Genomic DNA, 20,812 nt, shown 5'->3' with positions numbered 1-20,812 from the left:
CAGAACATCCTTCGTGCGTGTCGGACTGGCAGCTTAGGCCCGCAGACGCAGGCCTGAGGGCGTGGCCCGGAAACCGGCTTCCCGCAGGACCTCCGCCAGCTCCGACGTCAGCGCCTGCTCGCCGTCCGCGCGCTGGACCGCCAGCTGGCCCAGCCAGCCTTCCCGGACCGCGGCCGACAGCGCCTGCGCCGCGTCCGACAGCGGTTGCCGTTCCTCGGTGAAGCTCAGCAGTGACCGGCCTCCTCGCTCGACGTACAACGCCGGAACTCCGTCCACCAGCACCGCCAGCGCACCGGCCTTGCGTGCCGGACGGTGCTTCGTGTCGCCCGTCGCGGCCGGCCAGGGGAGCGCCGCGCCGTACGGCTGGGCCGGGTCCGCCGCCGCCAGCACCACCGCGCGGCCGGGTGCCGGGCGGCCCGGGCCCGACAGCGCGCGCAGCCTGTCCACCGCCCCCTTCGCCGCGAACTGGGCCGCGCCCAGGCCTTCGACGACGTAGCCGCGGATCACCTGGCCGGTGTCTTCCATGCCGCGGAGCACCTTGTAGATCCCCGAAAACCCGCCGGTGACGCGTTCGGTGTCGAGCGCGCCGCGGGTCAGGACGCCGTGGCGCTCCAGGAACGCTTCCGTCCGCGCGTGGGCCCGCCGGGTCGCGTCGGTTTCGCGCGACGGCGTCAGCGCCCAGCGGCCGGCGACCGTCGGTGGTCCCGACCGTGACGGCATCTGCGGCCGCCCCGCCCGCAACCGCGCGTACCGGCCGCGAGGCGCCTGGCGCCGCGGCTTGTGCGCGCCGTGGCCGGCCACCTGGGCCCGCAACGGTCCCAGCGTGTCGCCCGTGACCAGCCCGGCCCACACCAGGTCCCACAGTGCCGCCACGACTTCGGCGTCGTCCGGTGCCTTGTCCACCAGCACGCTCGCGCGGTCCACCAGCTGGCGGAAGAACAGCGCGCCACCCTCCAAAGTGGACACGATCGCGTCGTGCAGCGGGCCGGTCGGGATGTCCTCGACGACCTCCGGCAGCAGCAGGTCGGCGACGTCCGTGGGAGCGAGGGCGATCCACCCGTCCCCGCCGGACAGCGCGCCGCAGCCCGCCCACGTGACCTCGCCCGCGGTCGTCAGCTCGTCCAGCAACGCGGGGGAGTAGCCCGGCAGCCGGCCGGGCAGGATCAGCGACTCCACCGCGCTCGCCGGCAACGGTGCCCCGGCGAGCTGCTCGACCACCGACAGCACGTCGTCCGCCGTGGGTGCCGCCCGGACGCGGCCGCCGAACCCGTGCCACGACGGCAGGAACCGGCCCAGCGCCGCCGGTTCGACCGGCTCCACCTCGGCCCGCAGCTTCGCCAGCGACGCCCGCCGCAGCCGCCGCAGGACCGCCGAATCGCAGTATTCGACACCCACTCCGTGGGTGTCCGGATGACCGATCGGGCTCAGCTCGCCACGTACCAGGCGGCCTTCCCCGGTCATCCGGTCGAGGACGCCGGTGACGACCGCCATGCCCAGACCGAACCGGGCGGCGACGGTCGCCGCCGCGAACGGCCCGCGGCCGCGGGCGTAGCGGGACAGCAGGTCGCCGAGCGGGTCCGCGACCGGTTCGGTGAACGCCTCGGGCACCCCCACCGGCAGCGCGGTGCCCAGCGCGTCCCGCACCTTGCCGGAGTCTTCGATGGCCAGGAACCGTTCCGTGCCGCCGATCCGCACCCGGATCGCCCGCCGCGCCGCCTCCAGCTCGGTGAGCCATTCGGCCTGGATGCCGCGCTCGGCCGCCTCCTCGACGGTCAGGTCGCCGAGGAACCGCAACAGGTCGGCGGCGTCCTCCGCCGAGCGTGCGTGCCGATCGGGCTCGAGCCGCTGCAGCGACCGTTCGACCTCGCGCACGGCTTCCGGGTCGAGCAGTTCGCGGATCGCTTCCGTGCCCAGGAGCTCGGCCAGCAGCCCCGAGTCCAGCGACAGCGCCGCCGCGCGCCGCTCGGCCAGCGGCGCGTCGGTCTCGTACAGGAACATCCCGACGTAGCCGAAGAGCAGGCTCCGCGCGAACGGCGACGCGGCCGGCGTCTCGACCTCCACCAGCCGGACCTTGCGGGCCCGGACGTCGGCCATCAGCTCACGCAGTCCGCCCACGTCGTAGACGTCCTGCAAGACCTCCCGCATCGCTTCGAGGACGACCGGGAACCGTTCGTACTTCGACGCGACCGACAGCAGTTGCGACGCGCGTTGCCGTTGCTGCCACAGGGGAGTGCGGCGCCGCGGGTCCCGGCGCGGCAGCAGCAGGGACCGGGCCGCGCACTCCCGGAACCGCGCCGCGAAGACGGCCGAGCCGCCGACCTCCGCGACGATCAGCTGCTCGACCTCTTCGGGATCGAGCAGGATGTCGTCCGCGCCGATCGTGACGTCGCCGCCCTCGGCGTCGAGCGCGTCCGGCAGGCGCAGCACGATACCGTCGTCGGAGTGCGCGACCTGCGCGTCGACCCCGCGGTTCTCCCGCAGCCGAGCGGCGATGGCGAGGGCCCACGGCGCGTTCACCTGCGCACCGAACGGCGAGTGCACGATGATCCGCCAGTCGCCCAGCTCGTCGCGGTAGCGCTCCAGCAGGATCGTCCGGTCGTTCGGCACGTGCCGGGTGGCGGACTTCTGTTCGGCCAGGTAGGCGAGGAGGTTGTCGCACGCCCGCTCGTCCAGCCCCGCCGCGGTGGCCCGCTCGCGCGCCTTCTCGTCGTCCGATGTGGACAGTTCGCGGACGAACTTCCCCAGCGCCCGGCCGAGTTCCAGCGGACGGCCCGGCGCGTCGCCCTTCCAGAACGGCATCCGCGCCGGCTCGCCCGGCGCGGGCACCACGATGACCCGGTCGTGCGTGATGTCGGTGATCCGCCACGACGACGTGCCGAGCAGGATGGTGTCGCCGACGCGCGACTCGTACACCATCTCCTCGTCGAACTCGCCGACGCGCGAACCGGGCTTGTCGTCCCCGCCCGGCGTCATCACGGTGAACAGGCCGCGGTCCGGGATGGTGCCGCCGGAGGTGACGGCCAGCCGCTGCGAACCCGGTCGCCCGCGCAGCTCGCCGGCGATGCGGTCCCAGGTGATCCGGGCTCGCAGCTCGCCGAACTCCTCGCTCGGGTACCGGCCGGCGAGCATGTCGAGCACCGCGTGCAGCGCGTCGTCCGGCAGCGAGGCGAACGGCGCCGCCCGGCGCACCAGCGACGCGAGGTCCGCCACCGTCCACGGCTCCAGCGCCACCATCGCGACCACGTGCTGCGCCAAGACGTCCAGGGGGTTGCGCGGGTAGCGGACCGCTTCGATCGCGCCACTCGCCATCCGCTCGGCGACCACCGCGCAGGAGACGAGGTCGCCGCGGAACTTGGGGAACATCACGCCGGACGACACCGCGCCGACCTGGTGCCCGGCCCGGCCGACGCGCTGCAGCCCCGATGCCACCGTCGGCGGCGCCTCGATCTGCACCACGAGGTCGACCGCGCCCATGTCGATGCCCAGCTCCAGCGACGACGTCGCCACCACGCACGGCAGCCGCCCGGACTTGAGGTCTTCCTCGACGTGCGTGCGCTGCTCCCGCGACATCGACCCGTGGTGCGCGCGGGCGATCACCGGCGGCGCGCCGGTGCTCACCCCGGACTGCCCGACGGCTTCGGCCGGGAACGTGTCGGCGGGCGTCAACTCGGTCTGCTCCGCGGCCAGTTCGTTGAGCCGGGCCGTCATCCGCTCGGTGAGCCGCCGGGAGTTGGCGAACACGATGGTCGAGCGGTGGTCCTGGATCAGGCTCAGTACCCGCTCCTCGACCGCGGGCCAGATGGACGGCCGCTGCACGGGGTTGCCGGCGATCTCCTCCAGCGTGCCCAGGCCACCGGGCGCGATGTCGCCGGGCGGGAACGCCTCGGTCAGCGACTCCAGTTCGTCGAGCGGGCTCGGCGCCGGACCGCCGCGCGGCGCGTCGAGGTTGCTCATGTCCTCGACCGGGACCTCGACGCGCACCTCGATGGTCTTCGCCAGCTTCGGCTGGACCACCCGCACCGGACGGCCGCCGGCCAGGAACGCGCTCACCTCGTCGACCGGGCGGACCGTCGCCGACAGGCCGATCCGCTGCGCCGGCTTCGGCAGCAGCGAGTCCAGCCGCTCCAGCGACAGCGCGAGGTGCGCCCCGCGCTTGCCGCCGGCGACCGCGTGCACCTCGTCGACGATCACGGTCTCGACGCCGCGCAGCGACTCCCGCGCCGACGACGTGAGGATCAGGAACAGCGACTCCGGTGTGGTCACCAGCACGTCGGGCGGGGTCTTGGTGAAGGAGCGGCGCTCGGCCGCGGTGGTGTCGCCGGTGCGCATGCCGACCTCGATCGCGGGCACCGGGAGCCCGAGCCGCCGCGAAGCCTGCGAGATGCCGGCCAGCGGCGCGCGGAGGTTCCGCTGGACGTCGACGGCGAGGGCCTTCAGCGGGGAGACGTAGAGGATCCGGCAGCGTTTCGTGGCCTCCGCCGGCGGCGGTTCCACCGACAGCCGGTCCAGCGCCCAGAGGAACGCGGACAGCGTCTTGCCGGACCCGGTCGGCGCGACGACGAGGGCGTGCTCGCCCGCGTGCGCCGCCCGCCAGGCCCCTTCCTGCGCCGCGGTGGGCGCGGCGAAGGCCCCCGCGAACCAGTCGCGGGTCGCGGGGGAGAAGAGGTCGAGCACGTCAGCTGCCACGTCGTCCATGATGCGCGGCACCCCCGACAGTTTCCGATCCTCCGGCGAGGATCACGCTCTGGGCGAACTGCGGATACGTGACGTCGACCTTCGGTTCGTCGGTGATGAGCCGGTAGTCGCGGTCGAGCGGCGTCCAGTAGGAAAAAGGGGCCTGGTCCAGCTTGGAGTGGTCGGCCAGGACGTACGCCTCCGCGCCCGCGTGCAGCATCGCGTGCTTGACCACCGACTGCTCCAGTGACGGGCAGCACAGGCCCCGGCCGGCGACCAGGCCGTCGGCCCCCAGGAACACCCGGTCGGGTGAGATGTGCCGCAGCTGCGCCAGCACGGTCTCGCCGAGGATCGCTTCGTTCGGGTGCCGGAGGCGGCCGCCGAGGACGATCAGGTCGATCCCGGCGAAGCCCGCGAGCTCACGGATGGCGTTGACGCCGTTCGTGACGACGGTCAGCCCTTCGCGGTGGGCGAGGTGGCGGGCGAGCCTGCCGGTGGTCGTGCCGGCGTCGAGCAGCACGACCTCGCCGTCCTCGACCAGCGCGGCGGCCTCGCGGGCGATGGCGTCCTTGGCCGCCGCGTGCTCCTGGTCCTTTTCCCGGGGACTGCGTTCGGTGTCGAGCGCGCCGCCGTAGGTGCGGACGACGTGCCCGGCCCCGGCGAGCGAGGCGAGGTCGCGGCGGATCGTCGACTCCGAGACGCCGAATTCCTCGGCCAGCTCCGCGATGCCGCCGGAGCCGTCGCGGACGGCTTCCAGGAGCATCGCGCGCCGGTCACGGGTGCCTGGTCGCGGCTGGGACATGCGCCGACTCTTCCACAGTCGCGGGTTTCAGCCCGAAGAACGCCAGCCCGGCGGCCACGGCGAGGAACGCCGCCAAGACCACGAACCCGGTGGTCGCGCTGCCGGTGACGTCGGTGAGCCAGCCGACCAGGTACGGCCCGGCGAACCCGCCGAGGTTGCCCAGCGCGTTGATCAGGCCCATCGCCACGGCGACGACCTCGATGCCGAGGATCCGGCTGGGGATCGCCCAGAACGGCCCGTAGGGCATGTAGACGCCGGTCGCGACGACGCAGAGCAGCACCAGCTGCACCGCCGCCGGCCAGTGCACGAGGTTGCCGAGCAGCAGCCCGGCGATCGCGACGAGCAGCGGGACGGTGACCGCGAGCCGCCGGTCCCCGGTCCGGTCCGACCAGTGCGCGCACGCGACCATCCCGGCCAGCGCGAGGACGTACGGCACGGCCGACAGGAACCCGACGGCGGTCGCCGAACCCCCGGTCATCGTCTTCACCACCGACGGCAGCCAGAGCGAAAAGCCGTAGAACCCGGTGATCCAGAAGAAGTAGATGCCGATCAGCAGCAGCACCTGCCGGTTCGCCAGCGCTTGCCGGTAGCCCTGTTTCGCGAACGCGGGCTTCGCCTCTTCTTCGGCCTTCAGGGTGGTTTCGAGGTACTCCCGCTCCTCGGCGGAGATCCAGCGGGCCTTCGCCGGCCGGTCGGCCACCGCGAACCACCAGACCACCGCCCACAGCAGCGGCGGCAGGCCCTGGATCACGAACACCCAGCGCCAGGACATGTGGTCGAGCATCAGCCCGGACAGCGGGGACATGACGATCGCCGAGATCGGCAGGCACGTCATCCACAGCGCGTTCGCCCTGGCCCGTTCGGCCTGCGGGAACCACGACGCCAGCAGGATCAGCACCGCCGGCCACACGCCGCCCTCGAACAGCCCGAGCAGCAGCCGGGCCAGGTGCAGCTGGGTCTCGTTCCGGACCAGTCCGCACAGCACCGTCGCGACGGACCACGCGATCATCAGCAGCAGCACGGTTTTGCGGGCGCTCCACTTCACCGCCAGCACCGCCGCCGGGATCTGCAGGACGAGGTAGCCGACGAAGAAGATGCCGCTCGCGAGTCCCTTGGCGCTGGCCGACAGCGGGAAGTCGTCGCCGATGTAGGGCAGGATCACCGCGACGTTCGTGCGGTCGAGGTAGGCCAGCATGTACATGACCACCGCGACCGGGATGACGTACGCCCAGCGCTTGCGGGGGATCACCGGACGCCCGGCGGGTAGATGGCGGGCAGCTTCCGCGCGTACGGCGCCAGTGTCGCCGCCGCCTTGAACGCCGCGACCATCGTGCCGTGTGAGGCCCGGCCGGTGCCGGCGATGTCGAACGCCGTGCCGTGGTCGACCGACGTGCGCAGGATCGGCAGGCCGACCGTCACCGACACCGTGCCGTCGAAGTCGTACGTCTTCGACGCGATGTGCCCCTGGTCGTGGTAGAGCGAGAGCACGCCGTCGAACCGGCCCTGGATCCCTTGGTGGAACACGGAGTCCGCCGGGATCGGGCCGACCACGTCGAGCCCGGCCGCCCGCGCGGCGGCGACCGCCGGGGCGATCGCGACGATCTCCTCGTCGCCGAACTTGCCGTTCTCCCCGCCGTGCGGGTTCAGCGCCGCCACGGCGAGTCTCGGTTTCTCGGTGCCGAACACCTCGAGCGCGGTGTAGGCCTCGCGGATGGCGTGCTCGATGTTCTCGCGGGTGATCTGGTCGATCGCCTCGCGCAGGGAAAGGTGCCGGGTGGCGAAGAAGATCTTCAGCCCCGACACCCAGAACATCGTGTTGAACCGGGTCGAGCCGGTCAGCTCGCCGAGCATCTCGGTGTGCCCGAGGTGCTGGGAGCCCGCCGCCCAGATCGCCTCCTTGTTGATCGGCGCGGTCACGACCGCGTCGACCTCGCCGGCCAGCGCGAGCCGGGTGGCCACTTCGATCGCGCCCACGGCGGCGGCCCCCGCGGTCGCGTTGACCTCGCCCCACGGCAGGTCTTCCCGGACGACGCCGAGGTTGAGGATGTCGATCACGCCGGTGGTGAAGCGCGCGTCGGCGACCGTGGCGATGGGGTTGATCTCCAGGTGCAGGCCGAGGTGCCGGACCAGGCGTTCCAGCACGACCGCGTCACCGACCGCGACGCCGCGGGCCATCTGCAGCGACTCGGGCTCGGCGAGGGTCTTGAGGGTGATTTCCGGGCCGATGCCCACGGGGTCGCCGAGGGTGACGGCGAGGATGGGGAGGTCGCTCACGGGTTCTTCCTTCCGGTGGCCAGCACGTGGTTCAGGTGTTCCAGGCAGGCGACGGCGGCGTCGCGCCCGCCGATCAGCCCGCCTTTGGTGGCGAAGGGCAGCCCGTCGTGCGGGCCGCCGGAAAGCCGCCCGGCGACCGCCAGGGGCAGTACTTCGGTGTCTATCTCGAAGCCCTCGGCGCCGAGTGACTTCGTGACCTCGACGGCGATGTCGCCGCCGGTGGCGTACAGCCCGCCGATCCGGTGCGTGCCGAGCACCAGCCGGGCCGCCTCGCCGAGCGCTGGCGGGATCCGCGCCGCCACCTCCGGATCGACCGGGACACCCGGCGCAGGGGCCCGCGTCCGGATGCCCACGACCCGGTGCCCGGCATCCAGGAGCTCCCCGGCCGCGGCGGCGATCGACGGTGGATCCGGGTGCTCCGGGTCGACGTCGACGTACCGCGCGTCCAGCACCAGCTCGGTTTCCAGCAGCTGGTCACGGGTCTGCCCGGTGATGCTGCCGACCACGGAAAGGACCGGCGGGACGGTGCCGTGGCCGGGTGCGAGGCCCAGCGCGGCCGCCAGCCGGACGCCGAACGGCCCGGAGTCCACCGAGATCCACCGCGTGCCTTCGGCCGCCAGCCGGGCCGCGGCCTTGGCGACGGTGGTGAGGTGCCGGTTCGTCGTGGCATCGCAGACGACGATCCCGGCCGGGCGGCGCAACGCGGCCACGACCGCCTCCACGCCCTCCTCGACGACGTCCAGCGGCAGTTCGGCGATCTCCCGGTCGGTCGGCTGCAGGAGCGTGCGGATCCGCGACGACCGGACGGGGGCCAGCGGATCGCGCGCCGCCGGGCTTTCGGCCAGGGGCACGCCGTCGACCAGGTGCAGGCCGCCCAGGGTGACCCGGCCGGCGTCCGGGAACGCAGGTACGACCAGGGCCCGGGCGTCCGGCGCCGAAGCCAGGACGGCCTCGGTCTCCACGCCGACGTTGCCGCGCAGCGTCGTGTCCACGCGCTTCACCGTCAGCGCGACGGGCCCGGCCAGCTCGATCGCGGTTCGCACCGCCCGCGCGGCGTGTGGTGGCGGTGCGTGGCGGGTACCCGGGTTGACCACGAGGGCGTCGATCCCGCTCTCCGCGCGGAAGCAGGGCGCGTCCGGCTCGAGCGGCGCGTTGACGGAAACCGCGCGCAGCCCGAAGCGGGCGTACAGCGCTCCGGTCGCGTTGCTGCCGGTCAGGTCGTCCCCGAGGACGAGCAGCTTCGGCATCCGGACGCTCCTCTGCGCGATCTGAGCAACTCGGTTGACCGAACTGCGCAACTATCGTGCCCCGAGATCACCGCCCAAGTCAAGGAGCGATGACTTTCGCGGGTCCGCACGCACGGTGACCGCGCGCATGGCAGCATCACGGCGAACGCCGTCAAGGCGTGTTTTTCGTGAAGGGGAGTGCAGTGCGGATCCTGTCGGTGGACCTCGGGACGTCCAACACCGTCGCCGTCCTTTCGGCGCACGGCATGCCGCCCCGGGTCGTCGAGGTGGACGGCTCGGCCAACATGCCGTCGGCGGTGTTCGCGACCGAAGAGGGCACGATCATGGTCGGCCGCGACGCCGAGCGCCGCGCCCGCCTCGACCCGACGCGCTTCGAGCCGAACCCCAAGCGCCGCATCGACGAGCAGACTCTGCTACTGGGCACCGACGTCGTCCCGGTGACCGACGCGCTGGCCGCCATCCTGCGCCGCGTGCTCGAGGAAACCTCCCGCCAGCTCGGCGGCGAGCAGCCCGACGAGGTCCGGCTGACCCACCCCGCGCAGTGGGGCCAGACCCGCCGCAACGTCCTGATGTCCGCCGCCCGGCTCGCCGGGATGGACCGGAACATCCTGCTGGTGCCCGAACCGGTCGCCGCGGCGGCGCACTTCGCGTCGTTCCCCGGCAAGTCGCTGGCCCCCGGCCAGGCGCTCGCGGTCTACGACCTCGGGGCGGGCACCTTCGACGTCGCCGTCGTCGGCGCCACGCAGAACGGGTTCACCGTGCTCGCCGAGGACGGCCTGCCCGACCTCGGCGGCCTCGACGTCGACCAGGCGCTGATGGTGCACGTCGGGCGCGAGGTCTCGCACTCGGACCCGCAGCGCTGGCAGCGGCTCCTGCGTCCCGAGTCCACCGGCGACCGGCGCACCCGGCGCGCGCTGCAGGAAGACGTCAAGGCGGCCAAGGAGGCGCTGTCGCGGCACCCGCAGACCGAGGTGCCGATGCCCGAGCCGTTCAAGGACGTCCTCGTCACGCGCGGTGAGCTGGAAGGCCTGGTCCGGCCGGCGATGCTGCGCAGCGTCGAGCTGCTCGCGCGGACGCTGCGCTCGTCCGGCCTGACCCCGGACCGGCTGGCCGGCATCTACCTCGTCGGCGGGTCGAGCCGGCTGCCGCTGGTCGGCACGATGATCGCGGAGAAGCTCGGCGTCGTGCCGGGCAGCCTCGACCAGCCGGAGACCGCCGTCGCGCTCGGTGCCCAGCACGTGGCCCGCGACGGCTTGGGCGCGCGCACCCAGAACGTCGAAGGGGCGGTGGCCGCGGGCCGCCCGCAGTACGCGCCGCAGCCCCCGCCGCCGCAGTACCAGGGCTACGCGCCGGCGAACTTCCCGCCCAGCGGCCCGCAGCAGGTGCAGAACCCGGCGCCGTCGAACTTCCCCAGCTACTCGCCCGCGCCGGAGCGGGCCGAGCCGAAGTCCGGCGGGAAGAAGAAGCTGCTCATCGGCATCGTGGTCGCGGTCGTCGTGGTGCTCGCGGCCGGGCTGGCCTTCTTCCTGACGTCGTCGTCCTCGGCGGCCACCTACACCGCCGATCAGTGCAAGACGCCCGGCCAAGCCGACGACAAGGGGCTCACCGGCTGCCTGCGCCAGCTCGCCGGGAAGATCGCCGACACCGGTGACTGCAAGCCGGGCATGGGCAACGGCCCGGCGGCGCCGGCGGAGAACCTCGGGGTGGCCTCGACCTGCTCCGCGCCGGGCCGCGCGGGCACGCAGGTCACCTACGTCCAGGGCAGCAGCGCCGACTCGCTCAAGCAGTACACCGACGGCCTGCTGACCTCGGCGGGCGGCGACCGCACCGAGGCGGACTGGGGCGGCAACGGGCTCACCGGCCACTACTCGTCGGCCGCGGGCCGGACGTCGGCGGTGCTCGTGTTCACGGTCTCGGACCGGCCGCTGGCAGGGTTCATCTACCAGCTGAACTCGAGCGACCAGGCCCAGGCGACCACGCCGGACACGCTCGCCAACTACTTCGAGGCGAGCGTCCAGCCGGGCGGGTAGCGAACGGACCGTTCGCGCCCTCCGGTTAGAGTGGTTCCGATGCGGATCACGGTTTTCCGGCGGCTGATGGCCGAGGAGTTCGGCCCTGGGCGGGCGCAGGTGCTGGCCAGGGACCACGTGATCAGCGCGCTCGGCGGCCGCACGGTCGACCAGGCGCTGACCGCGGGAATTCCGGCCAAGGAGATCTGGCACGAGGTCTGCGACGCCTTCGACGTTCCGCGTGAACGGCGCTGACCTGGGCGGATGCGCACGAACCTGACCCGGGCGGGCGAAAACTCTAGCGCAAGGGTGTGTCGCTGCCGACCTCGAACAGGTGTTCGTCTAAGGTGTTGTCCACATCGGGTCCAGCGATCCACAGATTGGGCGCCGCGCCTGGAATTGTCGGTCCCCGCCGCTAGCGTCGGACCGGACAGCTGAAGAACCGACACAGAGCCCTCGGGACGGGGGGCTTCGACCAGCGAGGTGGACTTCCATGCCTGCAGCACCCGACAAGGACAAGGCGCTCGAGCTCGCGCTCGCGCAGATCGACAAGCAGTACGGCAAGGGCTCGGTCATGCGGCTCGGCCAGGACGGCCGCGCGCCCGTCTCCGTGATCCCGACCGGCGCCATCGCCCTCGACGTCGCGCTCGGCATCGGCGGGCTGCCCCGCGGCCGCGTGGTCGAGATCTACGGCCCGGAGTCCTCCGGTAAGACCACGGTCGCCCTGCACGCGGTGGCGAACGCGCAGCGCGCCGGCGGCATCGCGGCGTTCATCGACGCGGAGCACGCGCTCGACCCGGAGTACGCCAAGAAGCTCGGCGTCGACACCGACGCGCTGCTCGTCTCCCAGCCGGACACCGGTGAGCAGGCGCTCGAGATCGCGGACATGCTGATCCGCTCCGGCGCGCTCGACATCCTGGTCATCGACTCCGTGGCCGCGCTCGTGCCGCGCGCCGAGATCGAGGGCGAGATGGGTGACTCGCACGTCGGTCTCCAGGCCCGCCTGATGAGCCAGGCGCTGCGCAAGATGACCGGTGCGATGAACAACTCCGGCACCACCGCGATCTTCATCAACCAGCTGCGCGAGAAGATCGGCGTCATGTTCGGCTCCCCGGAGACGACGACCGGTGGTAAGGCGCTGAAGTTCTACGCGTCGGTCCGCCTCGACGTCCGTCGCATCGAGACGCTGAAGGACGGCGGCGAGCCGGTCGGCAACCGCACCCGCGTCAAGGTCGTGAAGAACAAGATGGCCCCGCCCTTCAAGCAGGCCGAGTTCGACATCCTGTACGGCCACGGCGTCTCCCGCGAGGGTTCGCTCATCGACATGGGTGTCGACCAGGCGATCCTGCGCAAGTCCGGTGCCTGGTACACCTACGAAGGCGACCAGCTCGGCCAGGGCAAGGAGAACGCGCGGAAGTTCCTGCGCGACAACCCGGACATCGCCAACGAGATCGAGAAGCGGATCAAGGAGAAGCTGGGCATCGGCGCGCAGGTCGACGCCGAGGCCGTCGAAGCCGTGCCGGCGCCGGTCGACTTCTGATCGAAGGAGTTCCGGGGCTGCGGGATTGGGTGAAGTGTGCTCGCGGAGTGCGCTTGCCTTGATCCCTTCGCCGTGTCCTCCGGGGGTCGAACCCCCGGACCCCCGCCAGGGGGCGAGCCCCCTGGACCCCCGCGGTGGTTGCGTTGCGCTGTGGTGCTTGGGTTGTGAAGACGAGGAGTGATCGAGGGTGGCGAGGGCGCCGAAAATTCCGCCGGCCGAGCTACCTCCCGAGGAGCGCTACAAGAAGGCCAAGGAGATCTGTTACGACCTCCTGGCCGTGCGTGCGCGGACTCAGGAGGAGCTCCGGCAGGCCTTGCGCCGCAAGGGGTTCGACGAGGAGACCAGCGAAACCCTGCTCGGCAAGCTCGACCGGGCAGGGTTGGTGAACGACGCGGAGTTCGCGGAGCTGTGGGTGAAGTCCCGGCACGAGACCCAGGGGCTGTCCCGCACCGCGCTGATGGCCGAGTTGCGACGCAAGGGCGTCGACGACGAGGTCGCCGCGCAGGCTGCGGGCGAGGTAGACCGCGAGTCCGAGGAGCAGATGGCCAGGGAGCTGGTCCGCAAGCGCCTCGGCTCGCTGGGCAACGTCGACGAACAGACGGCGCTGCGGCGGCTGCTCGGCTTCCTGGCCCGCAAGGGCTACCCGCAGGGGCTGGCGTACAAGGTGATCAAGGAGGAACTCCGCGAGTACGGCGCGGAGTCCACCCTGCTCGACGACGCCTACATCGACTGACGGCGGCCGGCTCCCCCGACGGCATGTGGGTGGGGGAGTCCGGTGCGTCAGTTCCGGAGCTTCTCCACGTCCACCTCGCGCAGCTCCGAGCCGTGGCAGCGGCGCTCCGGGCCGGCCGCCGGGAAGCGGGACACGGGCGCGGCGACGCGGGTCAGTGCCGGCGAAACCGGTGCGGCCGGGGCGGTCGCCGCGACTGTCGCGGTTTCGCGGACCGGCGCTCGGCGGTCCGAGCGGTGCTTGCGGACCACCAGCAACAGCACCGCGAGCAGCCCCATCACCCCGCACGTGACCACCGCCGACAGCACCAGGAACTCGTTCAGCTGCCCGGCCGCCAGGTACGCGCCCAGTGCCACCGCCACCACCGCGCACACCGCGCGGTCCACAATGGACTCCATCGACAGGAGTGTCGCGCGGTAGCGGGAGTCCGGGATGGAGTCGTTCAGCAGCTGCTTCTGGACCGGGAAGGAAATCCCCGTCGCCACCGCGAAGACGCACAACGCGAGCACCGTCGCGAAGGAGCCCACGAACACGACCACGCCCAGGCAGAGCGCCATCACGATCGTCAGTGTGAACACCGACCCCACCGGGCCGATCGCGCGGCGGAGCCGGTGGGGTCGGGCCGCGCCCAGTGCCTCGAAGACCGTCATCGCGGCCAGGACCGCGCCGTACCAGTTCACCGACAGCGACTTCGACTCCAGGATCGGCTGGAACAGGTTCACCTGGCAGATCCGGACCAGCGTGAACATCGCGATGCCCTGCACCATCAACAACACCAGCCACCGCGACGAACGCAACGCCGACAGTGCGCCGCCGACTCCGGCGAGCAGCGAGGCCGTCTTGCCCGCGGCGCGCCGGCCGCCCGGGATCGCCGGGAGCTTCAAGGCGAACACGAGCGCGACACCCGCGTTGAGCGCCGTCAGCCAGTACGGGGAAGGGAGGTTCCACGTCATCAGCAGGCCGATCACCGGCCAGTACACGATCTTGCCGATCAGGCTGAACGCGCGCCCGACCCCTTCGACCCGCAGGTAGTCCTCCCCGGAACCGGACGCGTGCAGGTACTCGTACAGGTACGCGCTCTGCGCGCCGGACACCAGCGACCGCGCCAGTGCGATCAGGATGAAGTGCAGCAGGAACCCCGTGTACGAGCCGAGGAACACCGGCACCAGGTTCGCCGCCACGAGCACGCCGGCGCCGGCCGCCAGCGAGGTGCGGTAGTCGAACCGGTCGGCGATCATCCCGGTCGGGATCTCCAGCAGGCAGAACACGATGTAGTAGATGCTCTGGATGCCGAAGATCTCGCCGTCGGACAGGCCGACGAGCTTCTGGTACTGGTAGAAGATCGGCACCCACAGCAGCAGGCCGAAGAAGAACTGGAACCCGTAGGTCAGCCGGACGGTGCGGCGGACGGCGGGGTTCGCGGGCATGCGAAGGCCCAGCATGACGCTTTCTCCTGAACTCAAACGGAATACGGACGCAGCTGCACGAGGTGGAGGTGGTCGCCGTCGGCGAGCCACTCGACGTCCACCGGCGAGCCGAACGTGTAGTCGGGCGAGAAGTGCCCCTGCAGCAGGCGCCCGGCGATCGCGAGCCGCTGCAGCTGGTCGTGCGCCCGCGAGTCGAGGTCCGACGTCGCGTCGCCGAGCGACACCGTGCGGCCGCCGCCCTCGACCGTCGAGTACAGGTACTGCATCGGCAGGGCCGAACCGTCGACGACGTCGGTCACGCGAGGCGACACGTTGACGTACACCGTGCGGAAGTCCGCGCGGTTCATCGGGTTCGTCGTCACCAGCACGCCGCCGAAGTCAGCCGCGACCTGTTCCTGGATCACGACACCCATGTAGCACTCGTCGAGGGAGATCCCGGCCTGCCGCCGCAGCCGGACGCTGCGCACCGACACCAGCGAAGCCCAGACCTCCTTGACGCTGGCGAAGATCCGCTCGGCCGTGGTGACGTGGTTGAGCGACTCGTAGATCCCGGCCGCCGAGAACCCGGCCAGGTCTTCGGCGTTCGACGAGCTGCGCACGACGAACGTCCGCACGCCGGCCAGCTGCGACACGAGCGCGGAGTCGATCTCCCCGGCCAGCGCGCCCGGCATCCGGGCCGACCGGATCAGGCTCTGCAGCTCGACGCACAGCGGCTCGATCTCGCGGGCGTCCAGCTCCAGGGCCATCTTCAGCTTGCCGATGGCCTGCTGGATCCGCGGCGACGACTCCAGGAACCGCCGCTGCAGCGAGAACGGCAGCGCGATGCCGCGGGGCACGCGGACGTGGTCGTCCAGCAGCCGGCGGGCCGCCTCGGCGAGGTCGGCCTCCGGCGAGACGTCCAGCAGCCGGGCCAGGTAGGGGAGCAGGTTCTCCCGCGGCGGCCGGGGCACCTGGTAGAAGCCGAGCAGCCGCTGCGAGCCGTGGGCCAGCACGTGGTGCAGCTCGCCGAGGTTGGCCGCCTTGGTGCCGTAGCGGTAGCGGTCGGCCGCGCGCAGCCGCGCGAGGTTCACGATCGGGCTGCGCTCGGACTCCGGTTCCTCCAGCGTGACGCGCTGGGCGTACCAGCTCGGCGGCGGGGCCGAGGCCGGCTCGGCGATCTCCCGCAGCGAGAGCTCCTGGGCGTCCACCGTGTACTCGACCCACTTGCCGTCGAGCCCGCGGCGCTCGATGTCGGCCAGCGCGCCGAGCTGGACGGCGTTCGGGATCTGCCAGCCGGTGGCGAGGACGTTGGTGTGCGACAACGGCGTCGTGTGCCGGGCGTTGACGATGCCCGACAGGCGCGGGATGTCGTCGGGCACGCGGTCCATCACGATGATGTCCGACCAGTCCAGCGTCGCCGCCCGGTACTCGGCCTCGGTGCGGAACGCGCGCAGCCGGCCCGTGGCCGTGCCGGGGTTCAGCGCGACGAACGGCGCCGTCGAGAACAGCTCGTGTGCGAACACGCGCGGCAGCTCGCCGGCCGGGATCTCCCGGACGATCCGCTCCTGCAGCTGGTTGGCCGGCTTGAACACCAGCGGCAGCGCCGGGTCGACGTACTGCGCGACGAAGGCGTGGAACTCCCGGATCAGCGCGGCCGGCATGGTGTCGACCTCGACCGTCTCCAGCGAAAGCATCTGCGGGTGCCGGGCCAGGATGCCGAGCAGGAACCGGCGGTCCGGCGCGTGGTAGAAGTCCTGGTTGAAGGAGTCGATCTCGGCGCGCACCCGTTCTTCGGGGACGCCGAGGATCTCTTCCCCGATATAGATCGCGTGAAAGGAATGACGCGCGTCGTTCAGGAAGTGGATGACCGAATTCTCGCGGTCCACCACGACCTTGACGAAGGAATAGCCGCCGAGGGTGCCGCCCAGCTGGTTGAGGGCGGACAGCGAAAGGCGTTCGCCGATGAGTGCGGCGACGTTCTCGGGGGCAGGACTGGGGGCGACCACGCTGGTCAGGGACACCGGTTCTCCTCGCTCGAAACAGCGAGGAGGAACGATAACAGGGGGTGAATCACCCACCGTCAGGCAAATGGACCGATCACTGGCACAAATGGGCGAACGCATGACCGGCGCCACACCCGTTAGGAGCACCGTTCCAGTGTCTGGGAACGGTGCTCCCGGAATCCGGACGTCAATTGCGCCGTTCGGGCCCGGAATTCCGTGGGGTGATCTCGGCTACAGCTTCGCGGCTTCCGCGGCCAGCTTCTCGATCGTCGCGACGTCGAGCGAGGCCGTCAGCCACGAGCCGCCGATGCAGCCGACGTTCGGCAGCGCCAGGTAGGAAGGAGCCGACGCCACCGTGATGCCGCCCGTCGGGCAGAACTTCAACGACGGCAACGGGCCCGCGATCGACTTCAGGTAGGCGACGCCGCCGGACGCCTCCGCCGGGAAGAACTTCAGTGCCGAAAGCCCGCGTTCGGCCAGCCGCATCGCCTCGGACACGGTGCTCGCGCCGGGCAGGAACGGCAGCCCGGTCTCGAAGCACGCGTCGACGACCGCGTCGGTGCAGCCGGGTGTCACGAGGAACTTCGCCCCGGCGTCGGCCGCCTGCTTCGCGTGGTCCGCCGCGGTGACGGTGCCGGCACCGACGACGATGTCCGGCACCTCGGCCGCGACGCGCTCGATCGCCGACAGCGCCGCCGGGGTGCGCAGGGTCAGCTCGATGACCCCGATCCCGCCGGCGAGCAGCGCCCGGGCGACCGGCACCGCGTCGGCGGCATCGTCGATCACCACGACGGGCATCACGGGGGACAGCTCGAGCAGGTCCTGACCGGTGGTCACTGACCGACCTCCTGGGTTGCGAAAACGGGCGTTCCGAAGTGCTCCGGCGTCAGGCCCCCGAACACGGAAGCGCCCTGGTCGGCGGGGCCGACGGCACGGCGCAACGCGGCGAACAGCTCTCGGCCGGTGCCGGTCCAGGATGCTTCGGACGGCGGTGCGTCCACAAGCTCACGGCGGGCGAGTTCTTCGTCACCGACCAGCACGTCGAGGCTGCCCGTGGACGCGTCGAGCCGGATGACGTCGCCGTCCGCGATCCGCGCGATGGGGCCGCCCGCCGCGGCTTCCGGCGTCACCTGGATGGCGGCCGGGATCTTGCCCGACGCGCCCGACATCCGGCCGTCGGTGAGCAACGCCACGGCGTGCCCGCGGTCCATCAGCACGCCCAGCGCCGGGGTGAGGCCGTGCAGCTCCGGCATGCCGTTGGCCCGCGGACCTTGCTGCCGGACCACCACGACGACGTCGCGGTCCAGCTCGCCCGCCTCGAACGCGGCCGTGAACGCCTCCTGGGTGGTGAACACCCGGGCCGGCGCCTGGACGACCCGGTGCTCGGGCGCCACCGCGGACACCTTGACGACCGCGCGGCCGAGGTTGCCCTCGACCATCCGCAGCCCGCCGTCCGCGGCGAACGGGCGCCACGCCGGGCGCAGCACCTCTTCGTCGAGGCTGCGGGTCGGGACGTCGCGCCAGACCAGCTCGCCGTCGGACAGGATCGGCTCGGCCCGGTAGCGGTGCAGCCCGAAGCCAGCCACGGTGTGGACGTCCTCGTGCAGCAGCCCGGCGTCGAGGAGCGTGCCGACCAGGAACTGGATGCCGCCGGCGGCGTGGAAGTGGTTGATGTCGGCGCTGCCGTTCGGGTAGACCCGCGCCAGCAGCGGCACGACGGCCGAGAGGTCCGAGAAGTCGTCCCAGGTCAGCTGGATGCCCGCGGCCGCGGCGACGGCGACCAGGTGCATCGTGTGGTTCGTCGACCCGCCGGTCGCGAGCAGCGCGATCACGCCGTTCACGAACGCCTTCTCGTCGAGGATCCGCGAGACCGGCGTGTACTCCTCGCCGCGCGAGATCGCGACGATCCGGCGTCCGGCTTCCTCGGTCAGCGCCTGACGCAGCGCCGAGCCGGGCTGGACGAAGCTGGCGCCGGGCAGGTGCAGGCCCATCACCTCGACGACCATCTGGTTGGAGTTGGCCGTGCCGTAGAACGTGCAGGTGCCGGCCGAGTGGTACGACGCCGCTTCGGCGTCCAGCAGGTCTTCGCGGGTCGCGAGGCCCTCGGCGTACAGCTGGCGGACGCGCGCCTTCTCCTTGTTCGGCAGCCCGGAGTTCATCGGCCCGGCCGGGACCAGCAGAGCCGGCAGGTGTCCGAAGGACAGCGCGCCGATCAGCAGGCCCGGCACGATCTTGTCGCAGACGCCCAGCAGCAGGGCCGCGTCGAACATGTCGTGGGAGAGCGCGATCGCCGTCGACATCGCGATGACCTCGCGGCTGAACAGCGACAGCTCCATGCCCGCGCGGCCCTGGGTGATGCCGTCGCACATGGCCGGGACGCCGCCGGCGAACTGGGCGACACCCCCGGCGGAACGCACGGACTTCTTCAGCCAGGCCGGGTACTCCTGCATCGGCTGGTGCGCGGAGAGCATGTCGTTGTAGGACGACACGATGGCGACGCCGGGAGAGCGCGCGGCCCGCAGAGCCGCCTTGTCGGCGCCTTCCATGGCGGCGAAACCGTGGGCGAGGTTGCTGCACGCGAGGCCGCGGCGGACCGGGCCTTCTTCGTGCGCGGCGGCCGTGCGGCCGAGGTAGGCGGTGCGGGTCGCGGCACTGCGCGCGGTGATGCGGGCGGTGACTTCGGCGACGGTGTCGTTCAGGGAGGTGGGGCTCATGTCCGGCTCCGGATCACTGGTGTGTGGTGGTCCGCGGGACGGCAGCGCTGACGCCTCTGGGTCGTGACACTGGCCACAGTACCTCGGGAAAACGCCGAATCAAAATCGATTCAGAAGATCCACCCGCGTGACCCCGATCACCCGGGGAACCGTTAGTGTGCTAGTTGTCACACTGCACGACGCGTGGCAAAGCCCTACGGCGAGCGATCGCCCGGCCGGCTCCCTGCCAGCCCCACCACCACCCGGGAGGAATGATGTCCACCTCCGAGATCGCCGAGCTGCGGCGAACCATCGGCCAGCTCAGGCAGTGCGTCGGCGCACTGCGCTCGCGTTACGGCGACGCTTCGGCGGTCCGCCGGCTCGCCAACGACGTGGAGCGCCTCGACATCGACACCGCGGACCTCGACGGCACGCCGCTCGCCGTGCCCGCCCAGGCGAAACCCGCCGAGCGCGTCCCGGTACCCGACACCCCCTACGACCCGGCGCTCTGGCACGGCGCCGATGACGAAGGCGTCGGCGGCTACAAGCGCGACCAGCGGTGAGCGCACCGGCTGACAACGGCGTCGGCACCGGCGTCCGGGCCCCCAAGCGGGCCCGGATCGCCGAGCGCACCCTCCGCACGGACCGGTGGTGGCTCCAGCCGCTGCTGACCGTGCTCGGTCTGTCGGCGTTCATCATCTACGCGACGGTCCGGTCGTTCGTGCGCACCGCGTACTGGGTGCCCGACTACCACTACCTGACGCCGTTCTACTCACCCTGCCTCTCGACGTCCTGCGTCGAGGGCTCGAGCCACTTCGGCCACTGGTTCGGCGACCTGCCCGGGTTCATCCCGCTCGGCTTCGTCGTGCTGCCGTTCCTGCTCGGGTTCCGCCTGACCTGCTACTACTACCGCAAGGCCTACTACCGGGCCGTGTGGTTCTCCCCGCCCGCCTGCGCGGTCGCGGAGCCGCACGCGAAGTACACCGGCGAGACGCGGCTGCCGCTGATCATCCAGAACGTCCACCGCTACTTCTTCTACGTCGCGCTGGTCGTTTCGCTGATCAACACCTACGACGCCATCACGGCGTTCCACGGGAAGACCGGTGGCTTCGGGTTCGGGCTGGGCAACATCGTCCTGCTCGCGAACGTGATCCTCCTGTGGGCGTACACGCTTTCCTGCCACTCGTGCCGGCACGTGACCGGTGGCCGGTTGAAGCACTTCTCCAAGCACCCGGTGCGCTACTGGATCTGGACGAAGGTCTCGAAGCTCAACACCCGCCACATGGCGCTGGCCTGGACGACGCTCGGCACGCTGGTGCTGACCGACTTCTACGTCATGCTCGTCGCCAGTGGCGCGATCTCGGACCTGAGATTCGTCAACTAGCCCCGTCCCGACAGTGCTCCCCAAAAACTGACGTCCCCAGTTCCGAGGTG

Annotated in this window: 15 protein-coding genes; 6 read left to right on the top strand and 9 right to left on the bottom strand. The window is 71.6% G+C overall.

What is annotated here, in order from left to right:
* Positions 1-33: 33 nt before the first annotated feature.
* Genes ACZ7PG_RS10375 through ACZ7PG_RS10355 form a run of 5 tightly spaced genes read right to left on the bottom strand, consistent with a single transcriptional unit; the run spans position 34 to position 8,997 of the window.
* Entirely contained in the window at positions 34-4,695 is a 4,662-nt protein-coding gene (locus ACZ7PG_RS10375; RefSeq protein WP_470238758.1) for a DEAD/DEAH box helicase, read from the bottom strand.
* Positions 4,676-5,476 carry a DeoR/GlpR family DNA-binding transcription regulator gene (locus ACZ7PG_RS10370; protein WP_470238757.1) on the bottom strand — a complete coding sequence of 267 codons (801 nt, stop codon included), beginning with the start codon at positions 5,474-5,476 and terminating at the stop codon, positions 4,676-4,678. Before ACZ7PG_RS10370 ends, ACZ7PG_RS10375 begins: the two co-directional genes overlap by 20 nt.
* Positions 5,448-6,725 carry an MFS transporter gene (locus tag ACZ7PG_RS10365; RefSeq protein WP_470238756.1) on the bottom strand — a complete coding sequence of 426 codons (1,278 nt, stop codon included), beginning with the start codon at positions 6,723-6,725 and terminating at the stop codon, positions 5,448-5,450. Before ACZ7PG_RS10365 ends, ACZ7PG_RS10370 begins: the two co-directional genes overlap by 29 nt.
* On the bottom strand, positions 6,722-7,750 hold the full coding sequence (gene pdxA / locus ACZ7PG_RS10360) for a 4-hydroxythreonine-4-phosphate dehydrogenase PdxA (protein ID WP_470238755.1): 1,029 nt from the start codon (positions 7,748-7,750) through the stop codon (positions 6,722-6,724). Before pdxA ends, ACZ7PG_RS10365 begins: the two co-directional genes overlap by 4 nt.
* On the bottom strand, positions 7,747-8,997 hold the full coding sequence (locus ACZ7PG_RS10355) for a four-carbon acid sugar kinase family protein (RefSeq protein WP_470238754.1): 1,251 nt from the start codon (positions 8,995-8,997) through the stop codon (positions 7,747-7,749). The genes pdxA and ACZ7PG_RS10355 overlap by 4 nt, the downstream gene beginning before the upstream one ends.
* Before the next feature lie 182 nt (positions 8,998-9,179).
* Between ACZ7PG_RS10355 and ACZ7PG_RS10350 the strand changes: the two genes are divergently transcribed.
* From ACZ7PG_RS10350 to ACZ7PG_RS10335, 4 genes are all read left to right on the top strand, one after another.
* The gene (locus ACZ7PG_RS10350) at positions 9,180-11,027 is read left to right on the top strand and encodes an Hsp70 family protein (RefSeq protein WP_470238753.1); all 1,848 of its coding nucleotides are present in this window, start codon (positions 9,180-9,182) and stop codon (positions 11,025-11,027) included.
* Between the two features lie 39 nt (positions 11,028-11,066).
* A complete protein-coding gene (locus ACZ7PG_RS10345; protein WP_470238752.1) occupies positions 11,067-11,261 on the top strand; it encodes a DUF3046 domain-containing protein in 195 nt (64 codons plus the stop codon).
* A gap of 238 nt (positions 11,262-11,499) precedes the next feature.
* Positions 11,500-12,546, top strand: coding sequence for a recombinase RecA (gene recA, locus ACZ7PG_RS10340; RefSeq protein ID WP_247012292.1), 1,047 nt, complete (start codon positions 11,500-11,502; stop codon positions 12,544-12,546).
* A gap of 205 nt (positions 12,547-12,751) precedes the next feature.
* Positions 12,752-13,279 carry a regulatory protein RecX gene (locus tag ACZ7PG_RS10335; RefSeq protein ID WP_470239034.1) on the top strand — a complete coding sequence of 176 codons (528 nt, stop codon included), beginning with the start codon at positions 12,752-12,754 and terminating at the stop codon, positions 13,277-13,279.
* Between the two features lie 47 nt (positions 13,280-13,326).
* Here the strand turns inward: ACZ7PG_RS10335 and ACZ7PG_RS10330 are convergent, their stop codons facing one another.
* The 4 genes from ACZ7PG_RS10330 to edd form a co-directional block, all read right to left on the bottom strand.
* Complete coding sequence (locus ACZ7PG_RS10330; RefSeq protein ID WP_470238751.1) at positions 13,327-14,718, bottom strand: MFS transporter; 1,392 nt, start codon at positions 14,716-14,718, stop codon at positions 13,327-13,329.
* 17 nt (positions 14,719-14,735) lie between these two features.
* Positions 14,736-16,703, bottom strand: a complete 1,968-nt coding sequence (locus ACZ7PG_RS10325; protein ID WP_470238750.1) for a PEP/pyruvate-binding domain-containing protein — start codon at positions 16,701-16,703, stop codon at positions 14,736-14,738.
* A gap of 213 nt (positions 16,704-16,916) precedes the next feature.
* Positions 16,917-17,522: a bifunctional 4-hydroxy-2-oxoglutarate aldolase/2-dehydro-3-deoxy-phosphogluconate aldolase gene (gene eda / locus ACZ7PG_RS10320; RefSeq protein WP_470238749.1), complete on the bottom strand. Its 606-nt coding sequence runs from the start codon at positions 17,520-17,522 to the stop codon at positions 16,917-16,919.
* On the bottom strand, positions 17,519-19,399 hold the full coding sequence (gene edd / locus ACZ7PG_RS10315) for a phosphogluconate dehydratase (RefSeq protein WP_470238748.1): 1,881 nt from the start codon (positions 19,397-19,399) through the stop codon (positions 17,519-17,521). The genes eda and edd overlap by 4 nt, the downstream gene beginning before the upstream one ends.
* A gap of 254 nt (positions 19,400-19,653) precedes the next feature.
* Here edd and ACZ7PG_RS10310 point away from each other — a divergent pair, with 254 nt between their 5' ends.
* Together ACZ7PG_RS10310 and ACZ7PG_RS10305 are read left to right on the top strand one after the other, a co-directional pair.
* A complete protein-coding gene (locus ACZ7PG_RS10310; RefSeq protein ID WP_163046790.1) occupies positions 19,654-19,941 on the top strand; it encodes a hypothetical protein in 288 nt (95 codons plus the stop codon).
* The gene (locus ACZ7PG_RS10305; RefSeq protein WP_470238747.1) at positions 19,938-20,762 is read left to right on the top strand and encodes a hypothetical protein; all 825 of its coding nucleotides are present in this window, start codon (positions 19,938-19,940) and stop codon (positions 20,760-20,762) included. The genes ACZ7PG_RS10310 and ACZ7PG_RS10305 overlap by 4 nt, the downstream gene beginning before the upstream one ends.
* Positions 20,763-20,812 lie beyond the last annotated feature (50 nt).

This window comes from Amycolatopsis sp. NPDC114504 (assembly GCF_055633595.1).
The sequence above is the reverse complement of the archived record's forward strand: the minus strand, read 5'-3'. Positions and strand labels throughout refer to the sequence as shown.